Genomic DNA, 16073 nt, shown 5'->3' with positions numbered 1-16073 from the left:
CAATGGTTTGGAGGCATACCTTTGCCCCGTCCGGCGCGACTGCGCAAGACCTCTGCGTAAAACGCCCGTTAACCCTGCCCGTTATCGGCGGCGTCGGCGGCGGTGTTGTTGGTGTTGTCGACCAGAAAGCCGCGCAGCAGCGCCGCCGTGCCCTCGCAGTGCTCCCGCATCACCTCGCGCGCACCGTCCGCGTCCCCGTCCAGCACCGCCTCGACCAGCGCCGTGTGCTGGGCCTGCGAGTGCTCCAGGTTGCGCACCAGCAGCGGGATGCGGTCCAGCAGGTCGTTCACGGTGGCGCGGACGGTCGCGTACTGGGCGGCGAGCGAGGGCGAGCCCGCCAGCTCGGCGAGCGTCAGATGGAGCAGCGTGTCCAGCCGGCGGTAGTCGGCGAGCGGCGCCTCCCGCGTCGCGTCGAGGGCGGCGCGCAGCCGGTCCGCCCGCTCGCCGGACAGCCCGTGCGCCGCGCACAGCCCGGCCGCGCCCACCTCCAGGACCTCCCGGAACCGCAGGGTGTCCTCGACGTCCACCTCCCGGATCCGGCGGCGCAGTTCGTCCTCGCCGCCGTGGGCCGGCTCCGGCCGGGCCCGTACGAAGGTGCCGCCGTAGCGGCCGCGCCGGCTCTCCACCAGCCCCTGGTCCGTCAGCACCTTCAGCACCTCGCGCAGCGTCACCCGGCTGATCCGCAGCCGCTCGGCCAGCTCCCGCTCGGCGGGCAGCCGCTCGCCCTCGGGGACCAGGCCGAGCCGCAGGACCCGGAGTATCTGCTCCAGCGCCTCCTCGAAGCCGTTGCCGGCCCGCACCGGCCGCAGCACCGGCGCCAGCCGGTCGCCCCCGCCGCCGCCCGCGTCGCCCGCGCCGCCACCCGCGGCCGCCGCGCCGCCTCCGCCGCCGTCCATGGAACCTTCCGCACCTACTTCCCAATCAATGGTCTACCCGAATACCTTATGGCTCCTGTGGCACCGAGTCGTACCCGACAGGAGGCAACACCGTGGCAGACCGCACGCCCCCGCTCTCCGTCGACGAACTGACCGGACTCGTCGACACCGGGGAGATCGACACCGTCGTCCTCGCCTTCACCGATATGCAGGGCAGGCTCCAGGGCAAGCGGTTCGCCGCCCGGTTCTTCCTCGACGAGGTCCTGGACCACGGCACCGAGGGATGCAACTACCTCCTCGCCGTCGACGCCGACATGAACACCGTCGACGGCTACGCCATGTCCTCCTGGGAGCGCGGCTACGGCGACTTCGCCATGCACGGCGACACCGCCACCCTGCGCCGCACCCCCTGGAACCCCGGCACCGCCCTCATCACCGCCGACCTGGCCTGGCACGACGGCTCGCCCGTGATCGCCTCCCCGCGCCAGATCCTGCGCCGCCAGCTGGACCGGCTCGCCGAGCGCGGCTGGACCGCGTACGCGGGCACCGAGCTGGAGTTCATGGTCTTCAAGGACACCTACGAGCAGGCCTGGGGCACCGGCTATCGCGGGCTGACCCCCGCCAACCAGTACAACGTCGACTACTCCGTCCTCGGCACCGGCCGCGTCGAGCCCCTGCTGCGCCGCATCCGCAACGAGATGGGCGCGGCCGGGATGACCGTCGAGTCGGCCAAGGGCGAGTGCAACCTCGGCCAGCACGAGATCGCCTTCCGCTACGACGACGCCCTGACCACCTGCGACCAGCACGCCGTCTACAAGACCGGCGCCAAGGAGATCGCCGCCCAGGAGGGCATGGCGCTGACCTTCATGGCCAAGTACGACGAGCGCGAGGGCAACTCCTGCCATATCCACCTCTCGCTGCGCGACGAGTCGGGGGCGCCCGTGCTCGCCGACGGCGACGGCCCGTACGGCATGTCCAGGACGATGCGCCACTTCCTCGCCGGACAGCTGGCCGCGATGCGCGACTTCACCCTCCTCTACGCGCCGAACATCAACTCCTACAAGCGCTTCCGCCCCGGCTCCTTCGCCCCCACCGCCGTCGCCTGGGGCCCGGACAACCGCACCTGCGCGCTGCGCGTCATCGGCCACGGCCTCTCCCACCGCCTGGAGAACCGGCTCCCCGGCGGCGACGTCAACCCCTACCTCGCCGTCGCGGGCATGGTCGCGGCCGGCCTTTACGGGATCGAGGAGGAGCTGGAGCTCCCCGAGGTGTGCACCGGCAACGCCTACAACGGCGACGCCCAGCACGTCCCGGCCACCCTGCGCGACGCCGCCGAGCTGTGGCGGGAATCCCCCATAGCGCGGGCCGCCTTCGGCGAGGAGGTCGTCGAGCACTACCTCAACATGGCGCGTGTCGAGCAGGAGGCCTACGACACCGCCGTCACGGACTGGGAGCGCTTCCGGTCCTTCGAGCGCATGTGAGGAACCACCGCGTGAGCAACGAGCACCCGCACGAACACCAGGTACTCAACCCCGCGACCGAGGAGGTCATCGCCACCGTCCCCGCCGCCGGCCCGGCCGATGTCGACGCCGCCGTCACCCGGGCCGCCCGGGCCCAGACGGGCTGGGCCGCCCTGGCGCCCGGCGACCGGGCGCGGCTGCTGCGCCGCTTCGCCGCCGCCGTCGACGACCACCTCGAGGAGCTGGCCCAACTGGAGGTCCGCGAGGCCGGACACCCCATTGGCAACGCCCGCTGGGAGGCGGGCAACGTCCGCGACCTGCTGGAGTACGCGGCCGGGGGAGTGGAGCGGCTCACCGGGAGCCAGATCCCCGTGCCGGGCGGCCTGAACATCACCTTCCAGGAGCCCCTCGGCGTCGTCGCCGTCATCGCGCCATGGAACTTCCCCATGCCGATCGCCGCCTGGGGCACCGCCCCCGCCCTCGCGGCCGGCAACGCCGTCCTCCTCAAGCCCGCCGAGACCACCCCCCTCACCGCGCTCCGGCTGGCCGAACTCGCCACCGAGGCCGGGCTCCCCGACGGGCTCTTCCAGGTGCTGCCCGGCGCCGGGCCGGTCGCGGGCGAGGCGCTGGTCGAGCACCCCCGCGTCGCCAAGGTCGTCTTCACCGGGTCGACGGCCGTCGGCAAGCGGATCATGGCCAAGTGCGCGGCGAGCGTGAAGCGCGTGACCCTCGAACTCGGCGGCAAGAGCCCCAACATCGTCTTCGCCGACGCGGACATCGAGCGGGCCGCGCGCTCGGCCCCCGGCTCGTTCCTGGACAACACCGGCCAGGACTGCTGCGCCCGCAGCCGCATCCTGGTCCAGCGCGGCGTCTACGACCGGTTCATGGAGCTGCTGGAGCCCGCCGTGCGCTCCGTCGTGGTGGGCGACCCGGCCGAGCCAGGCACCGCCATGGGCCCGCTGATCTCCGCCGCCCAGCGCGAGCGCGTACGGTCCTACGTCACCGAGGACGCCACCGAGGACGTCACCGGGGACACGCGCGTCGCGATCCGCGGCGAGGCCCCCGAGGGCAAGGGCTTCTGGTACCCGGCCACCGTCCTGGAGGGCACCGGGCCCGGCCACCGCGCCGCCGTCGAGGAGATCTTCGGGCCGGTCGCCGTGGTGCTGCCCTTCGAGGACGAGGCCGACGCCGTACGGCTGGCCAACGCCACCGACTACGGCCTGTCGGGGTCCGTCTGGACCCGCGACGTGGGCCGCGCCGTGCGCGTCTCGCGGGCCGTGGCCGCCGGAAACCTCTCCGTCAACTCGCACAGCAGCGTGCGCTACTGGACCCCGTTCGGCGGCTACAAGCAGTCCGGCCTCGGACGGGAGCTGGGGCCGGGCGCGCTGGCCGCCTTCACCGAGACCAAGAACGTCTTCATCAGCACCGAGGAGCAGTGACGTGACCGACAGCCCGAACACTTCCGAGCCCCCCGAGGCCCCGGTGTGCCGCCGCCTGGTGGGCCGCACGGCCGTCGTCACCGGGGCGGGCAGCGGTATCGGCCTGGCCACCGCGCGCCGCCTTTCCTCCGAGGGCGCGCATGTGGTGTGCGGCGACATCGACGAGAGCGCGGGCAAGGCCGCGGCCGACGAGGTCGGCGGGTTGTACGTCCGGGTGGACGTCACCGACCCGGAGCAGGTCGAGGCGCTGTTCAAGACCGCGTATGACACCTACGGTTCGGTCGACGTCGCTTTCAACAACGCGGGCATCTCGCCGCCCGACGACGACTCGATCCTCACCACCGGCCTGGACGCCTGGAAGCGGGTCCAGGAGGTCAACCTCACCTCCGTCTACCTGTGCTGCAAGGCCGCGCTCCCCTATATGCGGGAGCAGGGCAGGGGGTCGATCATCAACACGGCCTCCTTCGTGGCCGTCATGGGCGCCGCCACCTCGCAGATCAGCTACACGGCCTCCAAGGGCGGGGTGCTGGCGATGTCGCGCGAGCTGGGCGTGCAGTTCGCCCGCGAGGGCATCCGGGTCAACGCGCTGTGCCCCGGGCCGGTCAACACCCCCCTGCTGAAGGAGCTGTTCGCCAAGGACCCGGAGCGCGCCGCCCGCCGGCTGGTGCACATCCCGGTGGGACGCTTCGCCGAGCCGGAGGAGATCGCGGCCGCGGTGGCCTTCCTGGCCAGCGACGACTCCTCGTTCGTCAACGCCGCGGAGTTCCTCGTCGACGGCGGCATCGCGGGGGCGTACGTCACCCCGGTGTGACGGCGAGTGAGCCGAAGGGGCGCGGTCGCCCGCGCCGGAGGCGCTGATGTCACTGTGAAAGGGAGAGCGCGCGGAGGCCCTGAGGCTGCAATCGATATGCGGCTCCGCCGCGCGGAAGGGCCGAGCACGGTCGACCGTCGACAGGGGCTGTAGCGCCCCCCCCGGGGGCACCTCCCAGCGGTAGCTGGGGGAGAACCGAGCCTCAGTAAAGAGGCGCCGAGGGGTTGGGACGGGTGGGGCCTGTGTACTGAGCCGACGTGTGCCCATAAGGTGACGTCGTGAGCATGACGACACCCCCGGGCTGGTACCCGGACCCCGGCTACACAGGCCCCGGCTCCGCCCCCGAACGCTGGTGGGACGGGTTCGCCTGGACCGAGCACACCCGCGAGGCCCCGGGACCGACGAGCCAGACGTTCGGCCCGCCCGTGCCCGTGTACCCGCCCGGGGAGGGCGGGGCGCCGGCGCGGGGCCGCGGCCCGAAGATCGCGGCGGCGGTCGTGGTGGTGGCCGTGGTGGCCGCCGCCATCGCGGGCGGCATCGCCCTGCTGGGCGACGACGGCGGGTCCGACGACGGCGGCGACCGGGCCGGGCCCGGGCCGACCGCCACCGCGCCGGCCCCGGACAGGAGCAGTGGCGGGAGCGATGACGGCGGTGACGGGGGCGTCTCCGGCGGCGACGGCGACAGGAGTCCGGGCGACCCCTCCGAAAGCGCCGTCCCCCAGCCCAGCGACGACCCGAACGTCTCCGAGGACGCCCTGAACGGCATCGGCCTGCCGGTCCTGGACGGCTGGCAGGAGAGCCGCAGCAGCGCGGGCGGCGCCGGTGTCACCACCGAGGCCCGCTACCCCTGCCCCAACGACGCCGCCAGCCAGTGTCTGCGCGGCGGTGTGTTCTCCATGCCGGCCACGGGCTTCAAGGCCAAGTCCGCGGAGGGCATCGCCAAGGAGGACATCGAGCAGGCGGCCGAGAGCTCCTACGGCAAGAACCAGGAGAACGGCAAGGAGTCGTACGGCGGGATCACCTCGCACAAGCAGCTCAAGTCCGAAGCGGTCACGGTCGCCGGGCAGAAGGGCTATCTCGTGCGCTGGAAGGTGATCACGAAGAAGGGCGAGGACGGCTACGTCCAGACCGTCGCCTTCCCGTCACCCCTCCTGCGCGACACGATGGTCCTGGTGCGCTTCGGATTCGACGTCAGCGACAAGGCGCCGCCGCTGTCCGACATGGACAAGATCGTCAAGGGCATCAAGGCGCTGGGCGACAACGGGGACGGGCAGTCCGTCTGACCCCGCGCCCGGGGCGCCCGCCGTCACAGAGCCGTCAGAGATACGTGTGGCCCTCGCCCCGGTACGTGGGCACCGAGTCCACCACCCGGTCCCCGTCGATCAGGTGCAGCACCTCGAAGCGCTCGCACATCTCCCCGGCCTTGGCGTGCCGGAACCACACCTTGTCGCCGATCAGCAGGTCGTCGGCGGGCGTCCCCAGCAGCGGTGTCTGCACCTCGCCCGGCCCCTCCATCGGGTCGTAGGCCAGGCCCTCCGGCAGATACGGCACCGGCAGCCGGTCCCGGCCCGCCGCGCCCGACGCCGGGTAGCCGCCGCCCAGCACCGTGACCACGCCCACGCCCGGGCGGCGCACCACCGGCTGGGCGAAGAGGGCGGCCGGACGGCCGCGGAAGGAGGTGTAGTTGTCGAACAGCCGGGGCTGGTAGAGCCCGGACCCGGCGGCGATCTCCGTCACCGCGCCCTCGGCGGCGGTGTGCTGCACACTGCCCGTGCCGCCCCCGTTCACGAACTCCAGGTCCGCCACCGCCCGTACGGCCCGCACCGCCGCGGCCCGGCGCTCGGCCAGCTCACGCCGCGCGGCGGACTGCATCAGCCGGATCGCGCGGGACCGCAGCGGCTGCCCGGCCACCGCGTCGCCCACGCCCGCCACATGCCCCTCGTAGCCCATCAGCCCGACCACGCGGAAGCCGGGCCGGCGTCCGATCGCCTCCGCCAGCTCCGCCAGCCGGGCCGGGTCGCGCAGCGGCGAGCGCAGCGCCCCGATCCGCACCCGCCCGCCGAACAGCCGTAGCGAAGTGTCCAACTCCAGGCAGACCCGGACCTCTTCGGTCCCGGCGCGCACACTCTCGATCAGATCGAGCTGGCTCATGTCGTCCACCATCACCGTCACGGCGGCCGCGAGCTTCGGATCTCCGGTCAGCGCGGCGAACCCGTCCCGGTCGGCGGACGGATAGGCCAGCAGCACGTCCTCGTACCCCTCGCGCGCCAGCCACAGCGACTCCGCGAGCGTGAAGCTCATGATGCCCGCGAAGCCGTCCTTGGCCAGCGCCCGGTCCAACAGCGCCCGGCACCGCACCGACTTGCTCGCCACGCGGATCGGCTTGCCCTGCGCCCGCCGCACCAGATCCCGGGCGTTGTCGTCGAAGGCCCGTAGATCGACGATCGCCAGCGGTGCCTCGAGATGGGCGGTGGCCCGGTCGTAACGGGCGCGATCGGCAGGGAGATCGGTGGGGAGACCAGCTGAAGGCACGGACATGGGCGAAGCTTGCCAGACGGCCATTACCACCGGGTAGAGGGCAGCCGGTGCGGATGGCGCCCGGCGCACCGTAGAGTGTCGCGCACACCACGACCGGCAGGTGAGCGGCGTGATGTCCGTATACGGGCCCACCTGCCTGGCTTTGGCCGCAAGGCCGTCGGGTGCGTACGGCGGCCGGGTGCGACCAGGTGAACACGTCTTCGAGGGTGCGAGGGGGTGCAGGTGAGCACCGAAGCGGAACAGACGCGCACCCCGCGTATCCCTCCGCCCCGCCCCGCCCACCCCCCGCACACCGCGCCCCCGCCGCGCCCCACGGCACCGCCGGGCGCCGCCCCCGGATCCGGGCCGCTGGGCGATCCGGACACCCCGATCCTGGGCGTGCCGCTGCGGATCCCCCGAGCGAAACCGGGCACGAACCGGGCCCCGCACCCGGGCACGAACCGGACCGCGGACGCGCACTGGGCCGCGCCCCCGGGCGCGGGCGACGGCACGGGCATATCCCGGCCGCGCCCCGCCGGCCTCCCGCCCCGCCCCGCCGCCGCACCCTCGGCCGGCGCGCCCCCGCTCGCGCCCCAGCCCGCCGGGTTCGGCCCATGGCGCCGCCCCGGCCGCTCCGCGCCCGACAGCCCGTACGACGATGCCGCCCCGGACGGCACGGCGGGCCGCCGCACCCCCGGCAGGGTCGCGGCCGCCGCCGCGAGCCTGGTCCTCGGCCTCGGGCTGCTCAGCGGCGCGGCGGCCGGATCCTGGCTCACCGGCGACTCCGGCCCCCGGCCGGTGGCCGGTGACGGCTACCTCCGGGCGCGCGGCGCCTGGCACAGCGTCCCCGTCGACGACCTCTTCCCCCGCACCCTGCGCGGCGAAGGACCCGGTGGCGCCGAACGCACCTGGACCCGGATCGCGGTCGCCCCGGACAGCAGCTGCGGCGGCGCCTTCGACCCGCTGCTCGACAAGGCCCTCTCCCCGGTCGGCTGCGCGCGGCTGCTGCGCGCCACCTACACGGACGCCACCAGCACCGGCGTGACCACCGTCGGCCTGCTGTTCACCAAGGCCGGGCCGGAGGCCATGGGCAAGCTCGGCGAGCGGTTCGCCGACGAAGGGCTCGACGAGCGCACCGACCTGATACCCCGCCCGTACGCGGCCAAGGGCACGGCCGCCGCCGACTTCGGCGACGCCCAGCGCGCCAGTTGGCGGATCCGCGTCCTGACCGACGCCCCGGTCGTCGTCTACACCGTCTCCGGCTTCGCCGACGGCCGGAAGGTCACCGACCCCCAGCCCGCCGGCGAGGCGACCCGAAACGGCGCGACGACGGCCCCGGCCGAGGCGGGCCTCGGCCACGACGCGCGCGGTATCGCCGACGAGGTCGAGCGCGCCTTCCACCGCGCAGTGTCCAGGACGGAGGCCCCGTGACGACCCGGTGGCGACGTTGGCGGCGGCTGCGTCGCGCCGTGGGTGCGGGGCTGGCCGCGGCCGGGCTGGCGCTGCTGCCCGCCGCGCCCGTGCGGGCGGACGAGATACAGGCGCAGGAGTGGGCGCTGGACGCCATCCACGCGCGGGACGCCTGGAAGACCACCAAGGGCGCGGGCGTGACGGTCGCCGTGCTCGACACCGGCGTGGACGACAGCCACCCCGACCTCGCGGGCCAGGTCCTCACGGGCAAGGACCTGATCGGCTTCGGCGCCGGGCGCGGCGACAGCGCGTGGGCCGGGCACGGGACCGCGATGGCGGGGATCATCGCGGGCCACGGCCACGGTGCCGCGGGCGGCGACGGGGTGATGGGCGTGGCCCCCGAGGCGAAGATCCTGCCGGTGCGCGTGATCCTCGAAGAGGACGACCCGGCGCGCAAGAAGGCCCGCGCACAGCGCGGCGGGGCGCTGGCGAACGGGATCCGCTGGGCCGCCGACCACGGCGCCGATGTGATCAACCTGTCGCTGGGCGACGACAGCAAGTCCGCGCACCCGGAGCCCGCCGAGGACGCCGCCGTGCAGTACGCGCTGCGCAAGGGCGTGGTCGTGGTGGCCTCGGCGGGCAACGGCGGCGAGGAGGGCGACCGGACCTCCTACCCGGCCGCGTACCCCGGGGTGATCGCCGTGACCGCCGTGGACCGCTTCGGCTCGCGCGCCGGCTTCTCCACCCGCCGCTGGTACGCCGCGGTCTGCGGGCCCGGCGTCGACGTGGTCATTGCCGACCCCGACCGGCGCTACTACGTGGGGTGGGGGACGAGCGCCGCCGCCGCGTTCGTCTCGGGTGCGGCCGCGCTCGTCCGCGCCGCCCACCCCGAGCTGAGCCCCCGGCAGATCAGGCAGCTGCTCATCGAGACCGCCCAGGACCGCCCCTCGGGCGGCCGCAGCGACGAGCTCGGCGCGGGCCTGGTGGACCCGGCGGCGGCGATCAGGGCGGGGGCGAAGCTGAAGCCCCAGGCGCAGCGTCCGGCCGTGGGTGCCCATGCGAGCCGCTACTTCGGCTCGGGCCCGGGGCGCGCCCACGAGGACGCCGACGACGGCGGCCCGAACGAGCTGGCGCTCACCGCCGGCGCCGCCGGGGCCGGGCTGCTGGCCGCCGCGGTGGCGCTGTGGCGCGGGGTGGGGCCGCTGCGCCGCCCGGAGTTCGCCCGCCGCTGGTCCCGGAGCGGGCTCTAGGCCCCGACAAGGGGGTTCACGCCGTGGCGGCGGCGTGCACCGCGGCGCGCGCGGCGGTCTCCACGATCGTGACGCCGGTATCCATGTCCTGGTGTCCGTCGGAGAGCACGGCCACCAGATACGTGCGGCCCCCCGCCGTGACCCGGCCGATGCTGTTGACGTCCCACAGGCCGGTGGCGCTGCGCGGCAGCCAGCCGTTCTTGAGCCGGGTACCGGTCGTGTCGTCGGCGGCGGCCGAGACGCCCCAGGCCTGGTCCGCCGCTATCTGCCCCATGAGCTGCTGGATGTAGTCGCGGGACCGTTCGCTGAGCGCCGCCTTGTGGCCGAGGCCGGCATCTCCGGTCGCGAAGATCTCCCGCAGCAGCCTCAGCTGATCGGCGGCGGTGGTCCGGGTGAGCCCCCACCGCCCCGCCTGGCCGCCATGGGTCTCCGTCAGGCCCAGCCGTTTGTTGGCGGCGTCCAGGCCCGTCGCACCGCCGATCTCCTGCCACAGCGCGGTCGCCGCGTCGTTGTCGCTCTGCTGGATCATCACGGTGGCGTACGAGCGCTCCTGGGCCGTGAGCTGCCGCCCGGCGTCCTGGGCCCGCAGCAGCAGCGCGGCGAGGATGTCCACCTTGACGATGCTCGCGGTGTCGTACGCGTCCCCGCCGTACACCGCGCTCGCGGCCGAGCCGGTGTCCAGGACGGCGGCCGAGAACCGGGCGTCGGTGCCGTCCGCCACGGCGTCCAGCGCGTCGGTCAGCGCCGTGGTCAACGCGGTGGCGGACGGCGTCGCCGACGCCGTCGCCCCGCTCTTCTCCCTGCCCACGCGCTCCATGCCGCTCCCTCCGTTGGCCTGGCCACCACTCGCGGTGGCCGACGGCGAGGCGGCGGCCGAGGAGCGCGCGGCGGCGCTGCGCGGCCGGTCGTGAGCCCGGACCTGGGCGCCGACGGCGACCGCACCGATCAACAGTGCCAGTGCCGCGGCGGTCGCGTACAGAGCGGGGCGGCGGGTGGCCGGGCGGTGTGTGCCACGGTGCGCGCCGCCCCTGCCTATTCCCCCCGGAGTACCGGATTCCATGACGGGCGACGCTAAGCGGAGCAACTGCTTCCTGGTTAAGAGGCAGGTTAAGAACCCGTGAGAAATCGCTCCGGCCGCCCCCGATACCCTCGTCGGGTGGCGCTCAAGAACATTCCCGACCCTGGCTTCTCCGGCGACGACGGCTCCGCCGACCCCCGCCTGACCGCGGCGCTCGCCGCCTGGGCCGACGACCCCTCCACCGAGCCCGAGGTGCTCGGCGCGCTCACCGGGGCGCGGCTGCTGGTGCCGGTGGTCGCGGTGCTCGGCGAGGTCGAGGTGGGCCCCGACGGGCTGCGCCGGGAGAAGACCAGCGACATGGCGGTGCCCACGCTCCAGGCGCCCGACGGCCGGCGCGCCCTGCCCGCCTTCACCTCCCTGGAGACGCTGGCCCGCTGGCGCGCGGACGCCCGGCCGGTGGCCGTACCGCTGCGCCAGGCCCTGGAGGCCGCCGCCCACGAGAAGGCGGACACCGTGGTGCTCGACCTGGCCGGGCCGGTGCCGTACCAGCTGACCGGGCCCGCCCTGCTCGCCCTCGCCGAGGGCCGTACCAGCGCCGATCCGCTCGCCGACCCGGCGGTCGGGGCGGCGCTGCGCACCGTGCTGGCCGCCGAGCCCGGTGTGCTCCGCGCCCATCTGACGTCCGCCGCGGACGCGGACGGCATGCTCGCGCTCGCCCTGGAACCGGGCGCTCCCGCGCCGGAGACGGTGCGGCGGATCGCCGAAGCCCTGGCCGCCGACGAGACGCTGCGCGCCCGGCTGGTGCGCGGGCTGGACCTGGCGCTGCTGCCGCCCGGGACGCAGGTGCCGGGGGAGCCGCTGTTCAGCCGCTGAACAGGGGGCACCGCCCAGCGATAGCTGGGGGAGGGTCCACGCGATCTCCCACGGGCGAAATCGTCCGACAGGCGCGAGCAGGTGCCGACAGGCACCGACAGGCGGAATCTCCTGTTTCGTCCCACAATGCTAGGACGACAACTGGCGATCCGATCGAGGAGAGCGCCGATGGATACGAGCACGGCGGAGACGAGAACGATAGAGACGAGAACGGTCGTATCCGAATTCGTCGGAACCGCGATGCTGGTCTTCTTCGGGGTCGGTTCCCTGGTTCTCGCGGGCGACTACATCAACGCCGTCGGCATCTCGTTCGCCTTCGGCTTCACCCTGATCGCGATCGCCTACGCGTTCGGCCGGATCTCCGGCTGCCACGTCAACCCGGCGATCACCCTGGGCGTGCTGCTGGCCAAGCGCATCGACGTCCGCACGGCCGTCGAGTACTGGGTGGCGCAGCTGGTCGGCGGGATCGTGGGCGCGGCCGTGCTCTTCCTGCTGGCCAAGCAGGTGCCGAGGCTGGTGACGAGCGACGCGTTCGGCAGCAATGGCTACGGGGGCCGGTCGCCCGTGGGCATCGGCGGCGGCGGGGCCTTTCTCGCCGAAGTCCTGCTCACCTTCCTGCTGGTCTTCGTCTTCCTCACGGTGACCAGCAGGATCGCGCTGGTCGGCGTGGGGCCCCTTGCGGTGGGCGTCGCCCTCACGGCGGTCAACCTGGTCGGCATCCCGCTGACCTGGACCTCCGTGAACCCGGCGCGCAGCCTGGGCCCGGCGCTGTTCGCGGGCGGCGGGGCGCTGTCACAGCTGTGGCTGTTCCTGGTCGCGCCGCTGGTCGGCGGAGTGCTGGCGGCGGGGCTGCACATGGTCACCCACCCCGGGCACCCGGTCGCCGTGGAGGAAGAGGAAGAGGCGGCGGGGCCGCATCCGCACACGCTCTGGGGCAGACGGCCCGGCGGCAGGGGCCCCGCGGCGGGCGGGCCCGAGGCCGGCGGACCGGAGACCAAGGGGCCGGAGGCCGCGTGAGCGCACTGCCCCGGCGGCCCCGTACGACCGCGCCGCCCCGGCCGCCCGCCGGGCGTCAGCCGCTCGGCACCGGGCCACTCAGTACCGGGCCGCTCGGCGCCGGGCCGCTCGGCCACCGGGCCACTCGGCGCCCGGCCGCTCAGCGCCCGAAGACCGGCCCGGTGAACTTCTCGCCCGGCCCCTGACCCGGCTCGTCCGGCACCACCGACGCCTCGCGGAAGGCGAGCTGGAGCGACTTCAGCCCGTCGCGCAGCGGCGCGGCGTGGAAGGAGCTGATCTCCGTGGCGCTGGCCGTGACCAGCCCGGCCAGGGCGTTGATCAGCTTCCGCGCCTCGTCCAGGTCCTTGTGCCGGGGGCCCTCCTCGGCCAGCCCCAGATTGACCGCCGCCGCGCTCATCAGGTGCACCGCGACCGTCGTGATCACCTCGACCGCGGGCACATCCGCGATGTCGCGGGTCATCTGTTCGAAGTCGGGGGCGGGTGCGGGCTGCCCGGCGTTGGCGTCGCTCATGGTGCTGGAGGCTCACTTCCTGGTGGATGGTGCGACCCAGCCTAGGCGCGCGCGGTCCGGGCCCCCGCCGCGGGGCGCGGGGCCGCCCGGTGAGCATTCTCGGCCAGTCCTGGTATCGTAGGGAAACGACCGGCCGGTCACTCGTGTGCCCGGCCCGCAAGTGGAGGCTCCGGACTCCCACCTGAACCGACCCCCGGGTCGGCAGGTCATCGGTCAGGCTGCGCCCCGCGGTGATATCGCGGCGGTGCTCCCGGTCTATGAGGAGCCCCGCCTGTGTACCGTCCGGGGCGTTTCTCACGTCACGGCGCGGTGGTCCGACCAGAACAGACGTTACGCGGTCGTCCGCCAGGCGGTCGCGTGGTGCAACCGAGGAGGCCCCATCAGCGCCGAGCCCCGCATCAACGACCGGATTCGCGTCCCCGAGGTGCGACTCGTCGGTCCCAGTGGCGAGCAGGTCGGCATCGTGCCGCTTGCCAAGGCCCTGGAGCTTGCGCAGGAGTACGACCTCGACCTCGTCGAGGTGGCGGCGACCGCACGTCCGCCGGTCTGCAAGCTCATGGACTACGGAAAGTTCAAGTACGAGTCGGCCATGAAGGCCCGTGAGGCGCGCAAGAACCAGGCGCACACGGTCATCAAGGAGATGAAGCTCCGGCCGAAGATCGACCCGCACGACTATGACACCAAGAAGGGTCACGTCGTCCGGTTCCTCAAGCAGGGCGACAAGGTCAAGATCACGATCATGTTCCGTGGCCGTGAGCAGTCCCGGCCGGAACTCGGCTACCGACTGCTTCAGCGGCTGGCGGAGGACGTCCAGGACCTGGGCTTCGTCGAGTCCAACCCGAAGCAGGACGGCCGAAACATGATCATGGTTCTCGGTCCGCACAAGAAGAAGACCGAGGCGATGGCCGAGGCCCGCGAGGCGCAGGCCGCCCGCAAGGCGGAGCGTCAGCAGGGCCACAGCCCCGCGGAGGAGCCCGCCGAGGAGCCCGCCGAGGCGTGATTCGAGGCGCGAGCCTCACCCCGGGGCCGCGCGCCCCGGACACAAACCGAAACATCCCGACGCTTATCGCTGCCCTTGTGCGGCCGGCGTCCCGACGAGGAGAGAACGGCGACATGCCGAAGAACAAGACGCACAGTGGTGCCAGCAAGCGCTTCAAGCTCACCGGCTCCGGCAAGGTGATGCGCCAGCGCGCCGGTCGCCGCCACCTTCTCGAGCACAAGCCGTCCACGTTGACGCGCCGCCTGGCCGGCAAGACCGAGATGGCCCCGGCCGACGCCAAGAAGATCAAGAAGCTTCTCGGCAAGTGACGCCCCGCCCCGCTCAGGCGGGGCGCGCGTCGAGCCGACCGGGACCTATTCGTTTCCGGGCCGTGTGAGTCAGCCGCGGCCCCGTACAAGGAGTTAAACAAGTGGCACGCGTCAAGCGGGCAGTCAACGCCCACAAGAAGCGCCGGGCGATCCTCGAGCAGGCCAGCGGCTACCGGGGCCAGCGCTCCCGCCTGTACCGCAAGGCCAAGGAGCAGGTCACCCACTCCCTGGTCTACAACTACAACGACCGCAAGAAGCGCAAGGGCGACTTCCGTCAGCTGTGGATCCAGCGCATCAACGCTGCTGCCCGCGCCAACGGCATCACGTACAACCGCTTCATCCAGGGTCTGAAGGCCGCCAACATCGAGGTGGACCGCAAGATCCTGGCCGACCTGGCGGTCAACGACGCGAACGCCTTCGCCGCGCTGGTCGAGGCCGCGCAGAAGGCGCTGCCGAGCGACGTCAACGCGCCGAAGGCCGCGTAAGCGCTGCGCTGAGCTGTACTGGCTGGCCGGACCCGCAGGTGATGATCACCTGCGGGTCCGTGCGTGTCCGGGGGCGCAGAGCGAGGGTGCGGGCCGGCGGCCGGTTGTGCCCACCTGTTCCTCCCCCAGCTACCGCTGGGAGGTGCCCCCAGCGGAACGATTGCCCACCACGGAGAAAACGAGAGCACACCCCATGGCGACCCCCGAGCTGACCTCCCTTCGATCGCCGCGTGTGACCGCGGCGAGACGGCTCGCCAAGCGCAGCTTCCGCGGGAAGGAGCGCCGATTCCTCGTGGAGGGCCCGCAGGCCGTCCGTGAGGCGATGGCGCACCTCGTGGAGGTGTACGTGACCCCGGAGGCGGCCGCCCGCCACGCGGACATCGTCGACGCCGCCCGCGCCGCGGGCGCCCCCGTGCTCACCGCGACCGACGAGGTCGTCGCCGAGATGTCGGACACCGTCACCCCGCAGGGCATCGTCGGGCTGTGCCGCTTCCTGGACACGCCGTTCGAGGAGATACTGCGCGCCCGCCCCCGGCTGGTCGCGGTCCTCGCGCACGTCCGCGACCCCGGCAACGCCGGCACCGTGCTGCGCTGCGCGGACGCCGCCGGGGCGGACGCCGTGGTGCTCACCGACGCCTCCGTCGACCTGTACAACCCCAAATCGGTGCGCGCCTCCGTGGGCTCCCTGTTCCATCTGCCCGTCGCCGTCGGCGTGCCCGTCGAGCGGGCCGTGAGCGGCCTGCGGGAGGCCGCGGCGCGGGTGGTGGCCGCCGACGGGGCGGGGGAGCGGGACCTGGACACCGAGCTCGACGAGGGGGTTCTCGGCGCTCCCACCGCCTGGATCTTCGGCAACGAGGCGTGGGGGCTGCCGGAGGCTACCCGCGCACTCGCCGACGAGGTGGTGCGCGTTCCGATCCACGGCAGAGCCGAGAGCCTCAACCTCGCCACGGCCGCCGCCGTGTGCCTCTATGCCTCCGCTCGTGCGCAGCGCGCTCCCGGAGGGTGCCGCTCCGTCACATCGACCTAGTAGGGTTGCCCCCTCTGGGGGCCCAGGGTCTGTCGTCAAAGGGGGCGTCCGGCCGCGAGCGGAGGGGGTGCG

Annotated in this window: 16 protein-coding genes; 12 read left to right on the top strand and 4 right to left on the bottom strand. The window is 73.5% G+C overall.

Features of this window, described 5'->3' with window-relative positions; all coding sequences use genetic code 11:
* Positions 1 to 68 precede the first annotated feature (68 nt).
* Entirely contained in the window at positions 69 to 896 is an 828-nt protein-coding gene (locus ABTY62_RS11835; protein WP_352129264.1) for a FadR/GntR family transcriptional regulator, read from the bottom strand.
* Between the two features lie 92 nt (positions 897 to 988).
* On the opposite strand from ABTY62_RS11835, the gene ABTY62_RS11830 reads away from it, so the two are divergent.
* The 4 genes from ABTY62_RS11830 to ABTY62_RS11815 all read left to right on the top strand — a co-directional run bounded on the left by ABTY62_RS11830 (position 989) and on the right by ABTY62_RS11815 (position 5868).
* On the top strand, positions 989 to 2356 hold the full coding sequence (locus ABTY62_RS11830) for a glutamine synthetase family protein (protein WP_352129263.1): 1368 nt from the start codon (positions 989 to 991) through the stop codon (positions 2354 to 2356).
* A gap of 11 nt (positions 2357 to 2367) precedes the next feature.
* Positions 2368 to 3774, top strand: a complete 1407-nt coding sequence (locus tag ABTY62_RS11825) for an aldehyde dehydrogenase family protein (protein ID WP_352129262.1) — start codon at positions 2368 to 2370, stop codon at positions 3772 to 3774.
* 1 nt (position 3775) lies between these two features.
* Positions 3776 to 4585 (top strand): 3-oxoacyl-ACP reductase, encoded by an 810-nt coding sequence (locus ABTY62_RS11820; RefSeq protein WP_352129261.1) that lies wholly within the window; start codon positions 3776 to 3778, stop codon positions 4583 to 4585.
* A 284-nt stretch (positions 4586 to 4869) separates the two neighbouring features.
* Entirely contained in the window at positions 4870 to 5868 is a 999-nt protein-coding gene (locus ABTY62_RS11815) for a DUF2510 domain-containing protein (protein ID WP_352129260.1), read from the top strand.
* Between the two features lie 34 nt (positions 5869 to 5902).
* Here ABTY62_RS11815 and ABTY62_RS11810 read toward each other — a convergent pair whose 3' ends face one another.
* Positions 5903 to 7123, bottom strand: a complete 1221-nt coding sequence (locus tag ABTY62_RS11810; RefSeq protein ID WP_352129259.1) for an amino acid deaminase/aldolase — start codon at positions 7121 to 7123, stop codon at positions 5903 to 5905.
* Positions 7124 to 7345: 222 nt separating this feature from the next.
* On the opposite strand from ABTY62_RS11810, the gene ABTY62_RS11805 reads away from it, so the two are divergent.
* Positions 7346 to 8533, top strand: a complete 1188-nt coding sequence (locus tag ABTY62_RS11805; RefSeq protein ID WP_352129258.1) for a hypothetical protein — start codon at positions 7346 to 7348, stop codon at positions 8531 to 8533.
* Entirely contained in the window at positions 8530 to 9762 is a 1233-nt protein-coding gene (gene mycP / locus ABTY62_RS11800) for a type VII secretion-associated serine protease mycosin (RefSeq protein ID WP_502997443.1), read from the top strand. The genes ABTY62_RS11805 and mycP overlap by 4 nt, the downstream gene beginning before the upstream one ends.
* A 16-nt stretch (positions 9763 to 9778) precedes the next feature.
* On the opposite strand, the gene ABTY62_RS11795 is transcribed toward mycP, so the two are convergent.
* Entirely contained in the window at positions 9779 to 10822 is a 1044-nt protein-coding gene (locus ABTY62_RS11795) for a serine hydrolase (protein WP_352129257.1), read from the bottom strand.
* Between the two features lie 96 nt (positions 10823 to 10918).
* Between ABTY62_RS11795 and ABTY62_RS11790 the strand changes: the two genes are divergently transcribed.
* Both ABTY62_RS11790 and ABTY62_RS11785 read left to right on the top strand, forming a co-directional pair.
* Positions 10919 to 11653: an SseB family protein gene (locus ABTY62_RS11790; RefSeq protein ID WP_352129256.1), complete on the top strand. Its 735-nt coding sequence runs from the start codon at positions 10919 to 10921 to the stop codon at positions 11651 to 11653.
* A gap of 168 nt (positions 11654 to 11821) precedes the next feature.
* Positions 11822 to 12670, top strand: a complete 849-nt coding sequence (locus tag ABTY62_RS11785; protein WP_352129255.1) for an aquaporin — start codon at positions 11822 to 11824, stop codon at positions 12668 to 12670.
* 139 nt (positions 12671 to 12809) lie between these two features.
* On the opposite strand, the gene ABTY62_RS11780 is transcribed toward ABTY62_RS11785, so the two are convergent.
* The gene (locus tag ABTY62_RS11780; RefSeq protein WP_352129254.1) at positions 12810 to 13181 is read right to left on the bottom strand and encodes a DUF1844 domain-containing protein; all 372 of its coding nucleotides are present in this window, start codon (positions 13179 to 13181) and stop codon (positions 12810 to 12812) included.
* A 379-nt stretch (positions 13182 to 13560) separates the two neighbouring features.
* Between ABTY62_RS11780 and infC the strand changes: the two genes are divergently transcribed.
* The 4 genes from infC (at position 13561) to ABTY62_RS11760 (ending at position 16001) form a co-directional block, all read left to right on the top strand.
* The gene (gene infC, locus ABTY62_RS11775) at positions 13561 to 14181 is read left to right on the top strand and encodes a translation initiation factor IF-3 (RefSeq protein ID WP_352129359.1); all 621 of its coding nucleotides are present in this window, start codon (positions 13561 to 13563) and stop codon (positions 14179 to 14181) included.
* A gap of 113 nt (positions 14182 to 14294) precedes the next feature.
* Positions 14295 to 14489, top strand: a complete 195-nt coding sequence (gene rpmI, locus ABTY62_RS11770) for a 50S ribosomal protein L35 (RefSeq protein WP_014175142.1) — start codon at positions 14295 to 14297, stop codon at positions 14487 to 14489.
* Positions 14490 to 14590: 101 nt separating this feature from the next.
* Positions 14591 to 14974: a 50S ribosomal protein L20 gene (gene rplT, locus ABTY62_RS11765; RefSeq protein ID WP_014175141.1), complete on the top strand. Its 384-nt coding sequence runs from the start codon at positions 14591 to 14593 to the stop codon at positions 14972 to 14974.
* A 193-nt stretch (positions 14975 to 15167) separates the two neighbouring features.
* Positions 15168 to 16001, top strand: a complete 834-nt coding sequence (locus tag ABTY62_RS11760; protein WP_352129253.1) for a TrmH family RNA methyltransferase — start codon at positions 15168 to 15170, stop codon at positions 15999 to 16001.
* The last annotated feature ends 72 nt before the right edge of the window (positions 16002 to 16073 follow it).

The sequence above is a fragment of the Streptomyces sp. NPDC097640 genome (assembly GCF_040302705.1).
Lineage (GTDB): Bacteria > Actinomycetota > Actinomycetes > Streptomycetales > Streptomycetaceae > Streptomyces.
This window is presented reverse-complemented; position numbering and strand designations above follow the sequence as displayed.